This is a genomic window from Micromonospora sp. NPDC049139, assembly GCF_055586845.1.
In genome coordinates this window covers 19,873-34,543 of record NZ_JBVJHK010000026.1, presented here as the reverse complement: position 1 = coordinate 34,543, position 14,671 = coordinate 19,873, and the positions used below count along the sequence as shown (strand labels likewise).

At 72.8% G+C, this 14,671-nt stretch carries 8 protein-coding genes and 1 pseudogene; 4 read left to right on the top strand and 5 right to left on the bottom strand.

The window, feature by feature from the left end; genetic code table 11:
• Positions 1 to 147: 147 nt before the first annotated feature.
• Positions 148 to 846: a class F sortase gene (locus ACZ6Q9_RS30370; protein ID WP_393269116.1), complete on the bottom strand. Its 699-nt coding sequence runs from the start codon at positions 844 to 846 to the stop codon at positions 148 to 150.
• A 91-nt stretch (positions 847 to 937) separates the two neighbouring features.
• Positions 938 to 1,591: a hypothetical protein gene (locus ACZ6Q9_RS30365; RefSeq protein WP_393459196.1), complete on the bottom strand. Its 654-nt coding sequence runs from the start codon at positions 1,589 to 1,591 to the stop codon at positions 938 to 940.
• A gap of 673 nt (positions 1,592 to 2,264) precedes the next feature.
• Between ACZ6Q9_RS30365 and ACZ6Q9_RS30360 the strand changes: the two genes are divergently transcribed.
• On the top strand, positions 2,265 to 4,466 hold the full coding sequence (locus tag ACZ6Q9_RS30360) for an MMPL family transporter (RefSeq protein WP_393269113.1): 2,202 nt from the start codon (positions 2,265 to 2,267) through the stop codon (positions 4,464 to 4,466).
• Between the two features lie 184 nt (positions 4,467 to 4,650).
• Here the strand turns inward: ACZ6Q9_RS30360 and ACZ6Q9_RS30355 are convergent, their stop codons facing one another.
• Both ACZ6Q9_RS30355 and ACZ6Q9_RS30350 read right to left on the bottom strand, forming a co-directional pair.
• Positions 4,651 to 5,133 carry an SRPBCC family protein gene (locus ACZ6Q9_RS30355; RefSeq protein WP_396830507.1) on the bottom strand — a complete coding sequence of 161 codons (483 nt, stop codon included), beginning with the start codon at positions 5,131 to 5,133 and terminating at the stop codon, positions 4,651 to 4,653.
• Between the two features lie 16 nt (positions 5,134 to 5,149).
• Entirely contained in the window at positions 5,150 to 5,983 is an 834-nt protein-coding gene (locus ACZ6Q9_RS30350; RefSeq protein ID WP_393269108.1) for an enoyl-CoA hydratase-related protein, read from the bottom strand.
• A 121-nt stretch (positions 5,984 to 6,104) separates the two neighbouring features.
• Here ACZ6Q9_RS30350 and ACZ6Q9_RS30345 point away from each other — a divergent pair, with 121 nt between their 5' ends.
• Genes ACZ6Q9_RS30345 through ACZ6Q9_RS30335 form a run of 3 tightly spaced genes read left to right on the top strand, consistent with a single transcriptional unit; the run spans position 6,105 to position 8,873 of the window.
• The gene (locus ACZ6Q9_RS30345) at positions 6,105 to 7,349 is read left to right on the top strand and encodes an aspartate aminotransferase family protein (protein ID WP_393459205.1); all 1,245 of its coding nucleotides are present in this window, start codon (positions 6,105 to 6,107) and stop codon (positions 7,347 to 7,349) included.
• Complete coding sequence (locus ACZ6Q9_RS30340; RefSeq protein ID WP_393459208.1) at positions 7,346 to 8,371, top strand: SDR family oxidoreductase; 1,026 nt, start codon at positions 7,346 to 7,348, stop codon at positions 8,369 to 8,371. The genes ACZ6Q9_RS30345 and ACZ6Q9_RS30340 overlap by 4 nt, the downstream gene beginning before the upstream one ends.
• Before the next feature lie 31 nt (positions 8,372 to 8,402).
• Positions 8,403 to 8,873, top strand: coding sequence for a type II toxin-antitoxin system RatA family toxin (locus ACZ6Q9_RS30335; RefSeq protein WP_393269103.1), 471 nt, complete (start codon positions 8,403 to 8,405; stop codon positions 8,871 to 8,873).
• 75 nt (positions 8,874 to 8,948) lie between these two features.
• Here ACZ6Q9_RS30335 and ACZ6Q9_RS30330 read toward each other — a convergent pair.
• Positions 8,949 to 14,564 (bottom strand): annotated as a pseudogene (locus ACZ6Q9_RS30330) (SDR family NAD(P)-dependent oxidoreductase); the annotation flags it as partial.
• Positions 14,565 to 14,671: the final 107 nt, after the last annotated feature.

Genomic DNA, 14,671 nt, shown 5'->3' with positions numbered 1-14,671 from the left:
CGTGAGAGGGCCGCGAGGGAAGGGACCGCGACCGGGACACTGATGGCTGACGACCGACACGGGGCAGCGTCCGGATCCGCACGACCCCGGCAGTCGCCCGGGCCGCCACTGAGGCCGGCGTGCCACCAACACAGCGAACGGTGGTGGTCAGGGCGCCAGCGTCGCGAACACCACGATGTTGTCCTTGTACGACTTCGCTGCCTTGTCGTAGGCGCCACCGCAGGTAATCACGCGGAGCTGCGCCTTGCCGGTGTGACCGTAGACCAGGCTCAGCGGGAGCTTTTTCTTCGGGTAGCGGGCCACCCCGTCGACGACAAAGCGGGCCTTCTTGCCGTCCTGGCGGGGCACCTCGATGGTGTCTCCGGGTTTCAGCGCGCCCAGGCGGAAGAAGACCGCCCGACCCGTGGCGCGTGAGTCGACGTGGCCCACCACCACCGCGGTCCCGACCTCGCCGGGGCTTGGTCCCAGCTTGTACCATCCGGCCGTCTTGGGCTGATCCAGCGGTGGGACCGCGATCTGCTGGTTCCGGTCCAGCCCGAGCGGAACCGTCGGCGCGTCGACGCCGATCCGCGGGATCCTGATGCGGGTGGGCTGCGATCGCGGCATCCCGGCCATCTTCGGCGCGGGAGACGGGCGGGTCGCCGTGGACCCGGGATCGGCTTTGAGGCGGCCGCGAGCACTGTGCGCCTCGCCGTGGGTCGCCGGCGACGCGTTGGCTTCGCTCGGCGTCGGCTCTGGTGTGGTGGGTTCGTCCGCCAACGGTGAAAGCAGGGACTGCGGTGCGGCGGCGGGGTCGGGCTGCGGCGGCCCGACCGGATCAGGAGCCGTGGCCGCGAGCGTGATCAACCCTGCTCCGGCAAGCGTGATGAGGACGACCAGGACGAGGCCAGCGGCCCGCCACGGGAATCCGTGGCGGCCGCTGGCGCTCCTGGCCGCCCTAGGCGACAGTGCCATTGGCGGACCGCCGACGCAGCAGTGCGATGCCACCGAGCACGCCAACGCCCATCATGCTGGCACCGGCCGCCGTCAGAGCACCGGTGTTGGTGCCGGAGAGCGCGCCACCGTCACCGGCCGCGACGCCGGCCGTCTTCGGCAACACCCAGGCTCCGTCCGGACCCGCGTACGCGCCGCTGGCGCCGGCAGGCTGGCCCACCGACGAACCAGCCTTGCCGATACCGGCCTCGACCATCCCGAGGAGGTCGGCGAGCAGATCGGTCTCGACATCCACCTCCACGTCGAGGTCGCGGATGCAGACGACGATGTTGTTTGGCTGGGTTCTGTTGTCGTTCGACGCTGACTGCGCTGCGGACAGGTTGAAGGTGACGATGCTGTTCGTGATGGTGTTGTCCTTGATGATCTGGGTGATGTTCTGCTCGTTGATCTGCTTGTTGGTGGCGCAAGTGACCCCGTTACCCTTCTTGTCGTGCAGGCTGAAGGTCTTCGGCTTGTCGTCTGACTTCTTCTTCGCCTGCCCCTGGTTCGAGGCCGTGGGCTCCTTGGGACCTTCGTCGGTCGCGGCGAGCGCGGTGGCGGGCGCAGCGAGCAGCAGGGCGGCGCTGCCCAGCACCACCCCGCCGGCGAGCTTGGTCAAAAACCTCATCGACATGTTCCTCACTCCCTTCTGGTCGGCTCAGGAGGACGAGCCATGACGAACGTTAGGCCGATTCATGTGAAACAAGAGGTCTTTTCCGGGTTTCGCAACATGTAGCACTTGAGGTGCTATAAGTAGTTGATTCACATTCTCTGGGGCGTAAGGACCGGTCTGTCCGCCTGGGTCCGGTAGCGGCTAGATGCTGCCCGGTGGCGCTGCCACCTGCGCGGCTCGCGGTGGCACCTACGCACCGCTGGCGGGGGAGCCGCCGGCCTGCTGATCGCGACGACTGAGGAACCGCTTCCGCGCCCCGGCCGCTGCCCGGTGACGCGTTGGTGCTCGTCGAGGACCACCTGGCACATGCGGCCTGGCGGGCCTCCGAACACGCGGCGCAGCCCGAGTGGGCGGGCTGGATCAAGCGTCAGCCGGAGCGACGGCGACGTACCCCCAGCAGGCCCGAAGTGTCGGTGATGACGAACCGTTGATCTTCTTGCCCACGTCGTAGGGCGAGGGCGACGCAATGCGATCTTGCCTTGGGCGCGCGAACTCGCAGGTGCCAGCCGGCCGGTACGTCCATCCGCCCCGCCCCGGTCGTCAAGGTAGGGCTGTCCCCACCCCCACCAGGAGGCTCACGGGATCGACCCGCCCCGTCGCGCTCCATACCGTTCGAGCCATGAGATCCAGGGAAGACGTCACCGGCGTCGCGGCGCACGTCGCGGTGTGGAGTGCCCGTCACCGTACGCTCGCCATACTCGGCTGGCTGGTCTTCGTCATCGGCGTCACCGTCCTGAGTGGGCAGGTCGGCATCGTCAAGGCGACCGACAGCGACTTCGGCCTCGGCGAGTCCGGCCACGCCGACCGTATCGTCGAACAGGCCGGCTTCCCCACAGAGCAGGCCGGCGAGATGGTGATCGTCAGCTCGCGCACATCGACGGTGGACGGTCCGGAGGGGCGGGCCGCCATCGCCGAGGTCACCGCCGCCGTGCAGGCCACCGGCGCCACCGACGCGATGGAGCCGCCGGTGATCTCCGGGGACGGGAAGTCGGCGCTGCTCACCTTCGCCATGCACGGCGACCCGCGGACTGCCAAGGACCGGGTCGGGCCGGTCCTCGACGCCGTCGCCGCCGTCCAGCGGGCGCACCCGCAGCTGTACATCGCGCAGGCCGGCGACGCCAGCAGCGACAAACTCGTCGGCGACGACCTCGACGCCGGCCTGACCAGGCTGTCGATGCTCTCCATCCCGGTCACCCTCGGCATCCTGTTCGTCGCCTTCGGCGCGGTCGCCGCCGCGTTGCTGCCGGTCGGGCTCGCCATCACCGCCGTCGTCGCCGCGATCGGCCTGCTCGGCTTCACCAGCCACCTGGCGCCGACCGTCGACACCACCATGCACGTCATGCTGCTCGTCGGGCTGGCCGTCGGCGTCGACTACTGCCTGTTCTACATCCGCCGGGAGCGCGACGAACGCCGCAACGGCGCGGATCCGCAGCGCGCGCTGGTCATCGCCGCGCAGACCTCCGGCCGGTCGGTCTGGATCTCCGGGCTGACCGTCATCGTCGCCATGGCCGGCATGTTCCTCACCCGTGACACCACCTTCGTCAGCTTTGCCGTCGGCACCATCCTCGTCATCGCGACCGCGGTGCTCGGCTCGCTGACGGTCCTGCCGGCGCTGCTGTCCGCGCTCGGCGACCGCGTCGATTCGGGCCGGATCCCCGTCCTGTACCGCACCCGTTCCGACGGCCGGGTGTGGGGCACGGTTCTGCGGCTCGTCCTGCGCCGCCCGCTGGTCTCGGCGGTGCTCGCCGCCGTGGCTCTCGGCGCGCTCGCCGCACCCGCACTGGACCTGCGTACGAAGGGGGAGGGTGTCGAGGACCTGTCTCCGAGCGCGCCGATCGCGCAGGCGTTCGTGGCGATCCAGACGGCGTTCCCAGGCGGCGCCGCCCCGGCCGAGATCGTGGTCAAGGCCCCGCAGGTCACGGGGCCCGCCTGGAACGGTGCGATGGCGGCGTTCAAGGAGCAGGCGTTGGCGACCGGCCGGTTGCACGAGCCGATCACGGTCGAGGTCAACCCCGCCGGCACGGTCGCCGTCGTCAGCGTCGGGCTGTCCGGCTCCGGCGGGGACCGCACCTCCGAGGAGGCCCTGGCGACCCTGCGCGGAACCGTGCTGCCGGCGACGCTCGGCCGGCTGCCCGACGCCTGGGTCGGCGTCACCGGCGCCACCGCCACCTCCCAGGATTTCAACGACCAGCTCGCGAAGTCCCTGCCGCTGGTCTTCGGGTTCGTTCTCGGCCTGGCCTTCCTGCTCCTGCTGGTGTCGTTCCGGTCCGTCGTCGTGGCCGTCACCGGCGTGCTGCTCAACCTGCTGTCCGTCGCCGCGGCCTACGGCATGCTGGTCTACGTCTTCCAGTACGGTCACTTCGAGTCGCTGCTCGACTTCCGCGCCGCCGACGGCATCACCAACTGGATGCCGCTGTTCCTGTTCGTCATCCTGTTCGGGCTGTCGATGGACTACCACGTCTTCGTCGTCAGCCGGATCCGTGAGGGCCACGACCGAGGACTACCGACCCGGCTGGCGGTCACCGAGGGGATCACCCGCACGGCCGGGGTCATCACCAGCGCGGCGACGGTGATGGTGGCCGTGTTCGCGCTATTCGCCACGCTGCCGATGGCCGCTCCCAAGCAGCTCGGCGTCGGGCTCGCCGCAGCCGTGCTGCTCGACGCGACGATCGTCCGCGCGGTACTGCTGCCGGCGGTCATGGCCCTGCTCGGCGAGAAGAACTGGTGGCTGCCCCGGTGGCTGGAATGGCTCCCGCGCGTGTCGCACGACCTGCCCGCGGCCCCGCAGCAGGAGCGCACGCTGGCGACGACGGGGGCATGACCCCGCCCGCCGAACCCGGCCCTACCCGTCCTCGGGTCAAGGCCGGGTTCGCCGTCGGGTCAGGCGCGTGACCGAACCTCCGGTCCCGAGGGCCGGCACGCCGGGCGGCGGGCCCGAGGTCGGATCCGGGGTCGCCGGCGCGGCCGGTTGCCTGGGCGGCGTGACGCGGTCGGCCGCCGCGGGGTCAGGCCGCTTCCAGCTCCCGCTTCAACCGGCGCAGGGTCTCCCGCATGCCGTTCCGGTTCACGGTCGGGCGGTCGCCCGACGCCCTGCCGGTGAAGATCCGGCCGAGAACGCGGGCCGTCCCGTTGCGCCGGTCCTGCCAGTACTCGGTCACCTCGGTGCCGCCGTCGGTCTCGCTGAACCGGTAGCCCCAGCGGGCCACCGGCTGGCCGAAGGTGGTGACGTCGAAGGCGAACTCGCTGCCCGGCGTCGCGGTGACAACCCGGCAGGTGGTGAACCACAGCAACGGGCCGCGACGGTTCCAGCCGACGAACCGTCGCGGCTGCCCGCTGTCGCGCCGGGTGACCCAGACCGCGACGCACTCCGGGCTCCACCTGGCCATCCGCCGTACGTCGGCGACGGCCGCGTAGACCGTCCCCGCCGGTGCCGTGACGGTGATCTGTTCGGCGACTTCTGGACCGTGCCCGGCTGCCTGCGCGGTCATGCCGCAACCATAGACGTCATTCGTTCCTCCACGGGAGGTGGTCGGGCAGGTCGCTGCTGACCCGCCCCGGGAAGGCCGGAGCGCGTCGCTGCCGGAAGGAGTCGAAGCCCTCCCTCGCGTCCGCGCTCGTCAGAGCCTCTGCGGAGAGTCGGGAGTCCAGCCGGTGCGCCGGGTACGGCGAGTCCAGCGCGCTGGTCCGGTACAGCATCTGCCGGATGACCGCCACGGACACCGGCGCGGTGCTGGCGATGATGGTCCGCGCGAGCTGGTACGCCTTGTCGAGCAGGTGCTCCGGCTCGTGGACGCTGTGCACCAGGCCGGCCGAGAGCGCCTCGGCGGCGTCGAACGCCCGCCCGCTGATCATCCAGTCGAGCGCGCAGCCCATCCCGACCAGCCGCGGGAGGAACCAGGTGGACGCGCCTTCGGCGTAGATGCCCCGCCGGCTGAAGACGTACCCGAATCGCGCGTCGGTGGCGGCGAGCCGGTAGTCGGCCGGCAGGATGATGGTGGCTCCCGCGCCGACGGCCGCGCCCCGGATCGCGGCGATGACCGGCTTGTTCATCGCGAAGATCCGCATCGAGCACCGCCCCGCCGGTTCCGCCCACTCGGCCTCGGGGTCGTCGGGGGTGTCGAACTCCGTCACGGACATGTCCAACCCGGCGCAGAAGTGCTCACCCGTACCGGTGAGGACGACGACCCGGACGTCGTCGTCGCGGTCGGCGCGGTCGAACGCGTGCGCGAGTTCGTCGGCCATCCGCAGGGTGTAGCCGTTGCGCTCCTCGGGACGGTTGAGCGAGACCGTGGCGATCCGGTCCGAAACGGAGTAGATGATCTCGCTGTACGTGTCCACGCCGGCACCCTAGAGCAAGGTCAACGCTCGCGGCAATGCTCGACGGGTCGGCTGTTCGGCCACCGACGACAGTCCTGAGTAGACCATTGATCGGTTGCTGCCGTTCGGGCAGACTTCCGCCGTGTCCTCCAGTGTCTTCGATATCTACCGCCGCCATCTCGGCGAGGGGCTGGGGCGGGTCGCCGCCATGCTCCACACACCACTGGAGGTCGGCGCCACGGGCACCGTGGTGCACACCGCGGACGGTCGCCAACTGCTGAACTGCGCCGGCTACGGCGTGTTCTTCGTCGGTGCCGGCAATCCGGTCGTACTCGCGGCGGTGCGCGACCAGCTCGAACGGCAGGCGTTGTCCACCCGGGTGCTGCTGAACGAGCCCGCCGCCCGGGCCGCCGAGGCGTTGACCTCGGTGGCGCCGGAGGGCCTGGTCAAGGTGCACTTCTCCAACTCGGGCGCGGAGGCGGTGGAGACCGCGATCAAGATCGCCCGGGCGAACGGGCGGCACCGGCTGGTCTCCATGCACAGCGGATACCACGGCAAGACGGTCGGCGCGCTGTCGCTCACCGCGCGGTCGCTCTATCAGGACCCGTTCCGCCCGCTGCTGCCCGAGGTCACCCACGTCAGGTTCGGCGACCTGGACGAACTGGCCGCCGTCGTCGACCGTGACGTCTGCGTGGTCGTCGAACCGGTGCAGAGCGAGGGCGGGGTGATCATCCCCCAGCCCGGCTATCTCAAGGCCGTCGAGGCGCTGTGCCGCGATCGGGGGGCGATGCTCGTCCTGGACGAGGTGATGACCGGGCTGGGGCGGCTCGGGACCTGGTGGGCGGCGGACCGCGACGGCGTACGGCCGGACGTCCTGCTGGTCGGCAAGGCGCTCAGCGGCGGGCTGGTGCCGGTCGCGGCGACCCTGGCGACCGAGGAGGCGTTCGCCCCGTTCGACAAGGACCCCTACCTGCACACGTCCACGTTCTCCGCGAACCCCCTCGCCATGGCCGCCGTCCGCGCGACGGTCGAGGTGATCAGGGAGGAGAAGCTGGTGGAGCGGGCGGCCGACCTGGGCGAGCGGCTACTTGCGGCGATCACCGAGACGGTGCGGTCGATCGGGCACCTCGTGGCCGACGTACGCGGCGCCGGGCTGCTCATCGGAGTGGAGTTCCGCTCCGGAATGCACGCCGCGGAGTTCCTGATGGACCTGCTCGACAACGACGTGGTCGTCAACCACTCGATGAACGCGCACCCGGTGCTGCGGCTCACCCCACCCGCCACGATGACCCCCGACGAGGAGGAGCGGCTGGTCGCCTCATTCGAGCGGGCCTGCGCCGCCCTGGCCGCGCGTTTCCCCGCCACCGGAAGCGACTCCCCCGCATGACGCGACGTACCGTCCTGGTCACCGGGGCCAGCGGCGTCGTGGGCACCGCCGTACTGGCGGAACTCTCCGGGTACGACGTGATCGCCGCCGCCTACCGACGCCTGCCGGGCGGCTCGAACCGGGTGGTCCGGCTGGACCTGCACGCCCCCTCGCTCGGGCTCGACCGCCGCGCCTACCGCGAGCTGTGCGCCGAGGTCGACGCGGTGGTCCACTCCGCCGCCATCGTCAACTTCTCCGCCGACCAGGCGGAGGTGGACCGGCTCAACATCGAGGGCCTCGGCCGGGTCGTCGAGTTCGCCGCCGATGCGGACGCGACCCTGGTCCACGTCAGCACCGCCTACGTGTCCCGGTACGGCCGCGCCGGTGGCGGCGGCAGGCTGGGCACCGAGAAGGTGGCCGCCCGGACCGACGAGTACGTCACGTCGAAGTACCTCGGCGAGCAGATGGTCCGCGACAGCGGCATCGACGCGGTGATCGTCCGGCCGGCGATCGTCATCGGCGACTCCCGTACCGGCGTCATCCGCCAGCCCCAGGGAGTGCACCAGCTCGCCGAGTACCTGGTGACCGGCAAGCTGCCGTTCATCCCGGCGCATCCCGGCACGTTCTTCGACCTCGTCCCCCAGGACATGGTCGCGCAGGGAATCCGCGCGGTGCTCGACGCCGACCTGCGCAAGGGCGACTACTGGCTGACCGCCGGACCCGCCGGCATCCCGGTGGAGCGTTACCTCGAACTGGTGACGGAAACCGCCCGCGAGTGCGGCATGGACATACCCGACGGCCGGATCGCGGATCCGTCCATCGTGGATCGGCTGGTCCGGCCGGCGTTCGCGGACGTCCTTCCTCCCGAGGACCTGGCTCGGCTGGACGGCGTGGTGGCCGTCTGCGGGCTGGTCATCATCCCCGAACTGCTGCCGACATCGTTCGGCACGATTCCCGGCGGACCGGACGCGATGACCCCGGCGCAGGCCGAGGACGCGTGGCGGGTCAGCCTGCGTCACCTGATCCGGGGGTTGCAGCAGTGATCGTCAACCCGAGCTGAGGAGGCCACCCGCGATGGAGTGCTCCGTCATCGTGCACGCTCTGCTGCCCAGGGCAGACGCCAAGGAGTCGTTCGACCGGTTGGCCGACTTCGCCGCGTATCCGGAGTTCACCGACACCGTACGGACGGTCGGGGTGACCGAGGTCAGCCCGACCGAGGTGGAGTCGACGTGGGAGGTGAACTTCCGCCGGGGCATCCTCGTCTGGACCGAACGCGACCAGATCGACCCGGTCAACCGCCGCATCGACTTCGAACAGACCAAGGGCGACTTCGCGACGTTCACCGGCTCGTGGCTGGTCGTCGAGGCCGACGAGGGGGTGCGGGTCGAGTTCGACAGCCGATTCGACCTGGGCATCGCCTCCCTGGCGAGCCTGATCGACCCGGTGGCGTGCGCGGCGATGCGCGACTCGATCCGGGACATCCTGCGCGGGCTGTTCGGCTCCGACATCGAGGTCACCGTGGTGGAGGCCGCCCCGCTCGGCTGAGCGGCCGCGGGCCGTCCTCCAGCCGCCCGATCGGCTGGAGGACGGCCCGCTTTCCCGACGGGCCGGGGCGGGCTCCTAGTCGAGCAGGTCGAAGAAGTCGTCCTTCGCCGCGTCGACCTTGTCCGACTCGGTGTCGACCAGCGACAGCAACTGGTTCAGGGCGTCGGCGAGCCGCCTGCGCGCCACACCGTCCATCGTCAGGTTGGCCAGGCTGGACTCCAGCCGGGTCAACTCCTCCAGCACCCCGAGCGCGGTGGACGCCTGCTCGGGCAACAGCTCACCGCGTAGGTAGCCGACCAGTTCCCGCACGTTCGGGTGGTCCAACACCAGGGTCGCCGGCAGAGTCAGCCCGGTCGCGGTGGCGAGCCGGTTGCGCAGCTCGACCGCCGTCAGCGAGTCGAATCCGAGCTCGGGCAGGCTCCGGGTGCCGTCCAGGTCGGCGGCGGAGGTGTGGCCGAGAACCCTGGCGGCCTCGGCGAGCACCATCTCCCGCAGCACCCGGTCCTGGTCGGCGGGAGCGAGCCCGGGCAGGGTCCTGGCGAGGTCCGTGCCTCCCGCCCGGGTGCCGCCGGTCGGGCCGGGCGCGCCGCCGGTTACCGGGTCGACCGACGCGGTGGCCGGCGCCCCCAGGCCGGCGACGTCCGCGCCGGCCGGGCGGTCCGTGGCCATCAGGTCGTGCAGCACCGGCGGCACCGACCGCCGGTCGTGCCCGTCGAGCAGGGCGCTGTCCACGTCGACGAGGACCGGCGTCGCCGCGTCCGAGTCGAGCGCCCGTTCCAGCAGGGCCAGTCCGCGCCCCGGCGGCAACGGCGTCAGCCCGATCCCGCGCATGCGACGCAGGCCCGTGTCACTGACCTGCTCGGCCATCCCGTCCGGCAGCTCCCACAGGCCCCACGCCAGCGACTGCCCCGGCAGCCCCTGCGCGCGCCGCTGCTCGGCGAGGGCGTCGAGGTAGGCGTTGGCGGCGGCGTAACCCGACTGCCCGGGCGAGCCGAGCAGGCCGGCGGCGGAGGAGAAGAGCACGAACGCGGCCAGGTCGCACTCGCGGGTCTGCTCGTGCAGCTGCCGTGCGCCGTCCGCCTTCGGCCGCAGCACTCCGGCCACCCGCTGCGGGGTCTGCGACTCGACGACCCCGTCGTCCAGCACACCGGCCAGGTGCAGCACGGCGGTGAGCGGATGCTCGGCGGGGACGGACCTCAGCAGGGCGGTCAGGGCCGCCGGGTCGGCGACGTCGCAGGCAACGACGCGCACCGACTCCGCGCCGAGCGCGGTCAGCTCGCCGACCAGGTCGGCGGCGCCGGGGGCGTCGGCTCCACGCCGGGACGTGAGCACCAGGTGCCGCACCCCGCGCCGCTCCACCAGGTGCCGTGCCACGAGACGGCCGATGGCGCCGGTCGCGCCAGTGACGAGGACGGTGCCCTGCGGGGCCCACGGCCGTGGTCCGACGTGGGTGACGGCCCCGGGATCAGTGGGGGCCCCGGTCTGCGGGACGAGGCTGTCGGTGGCCGACGGGTGCAGCCGAGGCACCAGCAGTCCACCGGCGCGGACGGCGACCTGCGGTTCTCCGGCGGCGCCGGCCGCGGCGAGCGCCTGCCGCGACGCCGGGTCGTCGTCCAGGTCGATCAGCGCGAACCGGCCGGGGTGCTCGGACTGCGCCGACCGCAGCAGCCCCCACGCCGCCGCCTGCGCGAGGTCCCGGGACTGGTCGCCGACGGCCCGCCGGGTCACCACCGCCAACCGGGCGGCGCCGTACCGCGGGTCGGCCAGCCAGCGGTGCGCCAGGTCGAGCGCGGCGGCGACGGTGGGGTGCGGGTCGTCACCGCCCGGCGGCAGTTCGGTGAAGACGAGGTCGGGAACCTGGTCGCCGGCCGCCAACTCGTCGAGCCAGACCACCGGCTGGTCGGACCGGACCGGCGCGGCCGGCACCCAGCGCAGCTCGTACCCGCCGCCCGCCCCGGACGGCCCGAGGGTGAGCCGGTCGGGGGTGATCGGCCGTAGCGCGACGTGCCGGACCGAGGCGACCGGCGCACCGGACGGGTCGGCGAGGACGACGTCGACACCGTCGCCGACGCGGGTCAGCCGGACCCGCAGCGCCGTGGCGCCTCGGGCGTGCACCTGCAGGCCCGTCCAGGAGAACGGCAGCGCGATCCCGTCGTCCGCGCCGGCGTCGCCGAGCAGGCCGAGGGCGTGCAGCGAAGCGTCGAGCAGCGCCGGGTGCAGCAGGAAACCCTCGGTCGCGCCGGCGGCGTCGGCGGGCAGCGTCACGTCGGCGAAGATCTCGTCGCCCCGCTGCCACGCCCGGCCGACGCCCTGGAACACCGGGCCGTAGTCGTAGCCACGGGCGCGCAGGCGGTCGTAGAAGCGGTCCGTGTCCAACGGCGCCGCGCCCGGCGGCGGCCACAGCCTCAACCGGGTGGCGTCGCTGGTCCGCACCGGGGCGACGGTTCCCGTCGCGTGCGGCGTCCACGTTCCGCCGGGTGGGCGCGCGTGGATGGTCAGCGGGCGGGTCGGGTCGCCGTCCGTCCCGGCGACGACCACCCGGGTCTGGACGGCGCCGGCCTCGGGGAGCACCAGCGGCGTCTGCAGGAGGAGCTCCACCACCTCGGGGCAGCCGGCGTGCGCGCCCGCGCGCGCCGCCAGCTCCGCCAGCAGCGCGCCCGGTACGACGACCGTCCCGCCCACGCGGTGCTGGGCGAGCCACGGCTGGGCGGCGATCGACAGTTCGCCGGTCAGCAGCACTCCGGCGTCCAGCGTCTCGACCGGCTCCCCGAGCAGCGGCCGGGCCGGTGGGGTCAACCAGTACCGCCGGCGCTGGAACGGATAGGTGGGCAGCTCCGCGGGCGAGACGTCCCCGCCGACCAGCGCGGGCCAGTCGACGTCCACGCCGTGGGCGAACAGGCGGGCCACCGCGCCCCAGGCGGAGTCCCGTTCGTCGCGCCCGCCGCGCAGCAGCGGCACGGCGATCGTCGGGTCACCCGTGTCGGCGTCCAGGTCGCCGACGGAGTCGAGGACCATGGCCGACAGCACGCCGCCGGGCCCGACCTCCAGGAACCGGCTCACCCCCTGCTCGCGTAGCCGGCGTACGCTCTGCGCGAACCGCACCGGTTGCCGCGCGTGCCGACTCCAGTGCCCCGGTGTGATCATGTCCACCGGCAGGCCCGTCTCGTTGGAGACCAGCGGGATCTCCGGCGCCCGGTGGGTGAGGTCCGCCTCCAGCTTGGCGAGGTCCGCGAGCATCGGCTCCATCAACGGGGAGTGGAACGCGTGGCTGACGCGTAGCCGGGTGGTCCTGCGGCCTCGGGCGGCGAACGCGTCGGCGACGGTCTGCACCGCGTCCTGCGGGCCGGCGACGACGACCGACGTCGGGCCGTTGACGGCGGCGAGCCCGACCTGCGCCGCGGGGTCGGCGATCAGCGGCTCGACCTCCTGCGGGGTGGCCTGGATCGCGGCCATCGCGCCGCCGGCGGGCAACGCCTGCATCAGCCGTCCGCGGGCGACGACGAGGCGGGCGGCGTCGTCCAGCGACAGCGCGCCGGCCACGTGGGCGGCGGTGATCTCCCCGATCGAGTGGCCGAGGACGAAGTCCGGCCGGAGGCCCCAGTGTCGCAGCAGCCGGTACAGCGCCACCTCCACGGCGAACAGCGCCGGCTGGGTGTACTCGGTCTGGTCCAGCAGGTCCGGGTCGCCGTCGATGACCGCGCGGACGGGACGGTCCAGGTGCCGGTCCAGTGCGGCGCAGACCTCGTCCAGGGCGGCGGCGAACCGCGGTTCGGCCGCGGCGAGTTCCCGCCCCATCCCGGGGCGCTGCGATCCCTGTCCGGGGAAGACCAGGGCGAGCCCGCCCTCGCTCGCCGTGCCGGTGACCACGGCCGGGGCGTCCTGCCCGGCGGCGAGCGCCGCGAGGGCGTCGCGGTCGAGGACGACGGCGCGCTGTTCGAACGCCGTACGCCGGGCTGCCGCGACCGCCGCCGCGCGGACCGGCAGGTCGGGGTGGGCGTCGAGGAAGGCGTCGAGGCGGCGGGCATGTTCGCGCAGCGCGGGGACGGTCCGCGCGGAGAGCACCAGCGGCACCGGCACGGCCGCGCTGTCGGTCGGGGCGACGGGCTCGTCCTGCGGCGCCTCCTCGACGATGACGTGCGCGTTGGTGCCGCTGATCCCGAACGACGACACCGCCGCGCGACGCGGCCGGGTGCCGGCCGGCCAGGGCTGCTCGTCGGTCAGCAGCCGCAGCGGGCCGGCGGACCAGTCCACGTACGGCGTGGGTTCGTCGACGTGCAGCGTGCGGGGCAGCCGGCCGTGCCGCAGCGCCAGCACCATCTTGATGACCCCGGCCACGCCGGCCGCCGCCTGGGTGTGTCCGATGTTCGACTTGACCGACCCGAGCCACAGCGGACGCTGCCGGCCGGAGCCGTACGCGGCGGTCAGCGCCTGGGCCTCGATCGGGTCGCCCAGCCGGGTGCCGGTGCCGTGTGCCTCCACCACGTCCACGTCGGGTGCGTCGAGGCCCGCATCGGCGAGCGCGTCGGCGATCAGGCGTTGCTGGGACGGACCGTTGGGCGCGGTGAGGCCGTTGGACGCCCCGTCGGAGTTGACCGCGCTGCCGCGCAGGACCGCCAGGACGCGCCGGCCGTGCCGGCGTGCGTCGGCGAGCCGTTCGAGGACCAGCACACCGGCGCCCTCGGCCCAGCCGGTGCCGTCGGCGGCCGCGGCGAACGACCGGCACCGCCCGTCCGGGGAGAGCCCGCCCTGGCGGCTGAACTCGGTGAACACCAACGGCGTCCCGATCACGGTGACCCCGCCGGCCAGTGCGAGGTCACACTCGCCGGTACGCAGCGAGCGGGCCGCCAGGTGCAGCGCGACCAGCGACGACGAGCAGGCGGTGTCGACCGACAGCGAGGGTCCCTCCAGGCCCAACGTGTACGACACGCGGCCGGAGACGATGCTGGACGCGTTGCCGGCCATCAGGAAGCCGGCGACCTCCGGCGGGATGGCGCCGAGGCGCGGGGCGTAGTCGCCGGCGATGACGCCGGTGTACACGCCGGTGCGGCTTCCGCGCAGCGTGCGCGGGTCGATGCCGGCGCGTTCCAGCGCCTCCCAGGAGATCTCCAGCATCAGCCGCTGCTGCGGGTCGGTGGCCAACGCCTCGCGGGGCGACAGGCCGAAGAACCCGGCGTCGAAGTCGCCGGCGTCGTAGAGGAACCCCCCGTGGCGGGCGTAGGTGGAGCCGGGACGGTCGGGGTCGGGATGGAACACCTGCGGGTCCCAGCCCCGGTCGGTCGGGAACGGCCCGATGCCGTCGCGGCCGTCGGCCAGGAAGGTCCAGAAGTCCTCGGGGGTGGCCGCTCCACCGGGGAAACGGCAGGCCATCGCCACGATGGCGATCGGCTCGGGCGCACCCGACGGCGCGCCGTCCGGCTCGCCGGCCGCCGGCGTGGCGACGCGGTGCCCCGGCTGCGGGTCCGCGTCCGGGCCGCCGACCTGTTCGGCCAGGTACCCGGCCAGGGCCGACGGGTTGGGGTAGTCGAAGGCGAGGGTGCCGGAGAGTTGGAGCCCACTCGCCTCGGACAGCCGGTCGGCCAGTTCGAGCGCGGTCAGTGAGTCGAAGCCGAGGTCGGCGAAGGCACCGTCGGCAGTGACGTCACCACGCGGCCGACCGAGCACCTCGGCCGCCTCGGTACGTACGACATCCAACCACCACTGCGTCCTGGAGTCACCCATTCAGGCGGCCGCCTTCCGCGATCATCAACGTCGGTGCCGCGGTCACCCACCGGGCAGCGGTCATCCTCTATCGGTCACGG

Bases quoted from the DNA above. Each gene is read 5' to 3' on its own strand.
- ACZ6Q9_RS30360 (WP_393269113.1), top strand. From the start codon at position 2,265: ATGAGATCCAGGGAAGACGTCACCGGCGTCGCGGCGCACGTCGCGGTG.
- ACZ6Q9_RS30355 (WP_396830507.1), bottom strand. From the start codon at position 5,133: ATGACCGCGCAGGCAGCCGGGCACGGTCCAGAAGTCGCCGAACAGATC.
- ACZ6Q9_RS30340 (WP_393459208.1), top strand. From the start codon at position 7,346: ATGACGCGACGTACCGTCCTGGTCACCGGGGCCAGCGGCGTCGTGGGC.
- ACZ6Q9_RS30335 (WP_393269103.1), top strand. From the start codon at position 8,403: ATGGAGTGCTCCGTCATCGTGCACGCTCTGCTGCCCAGGGCAGACGCC.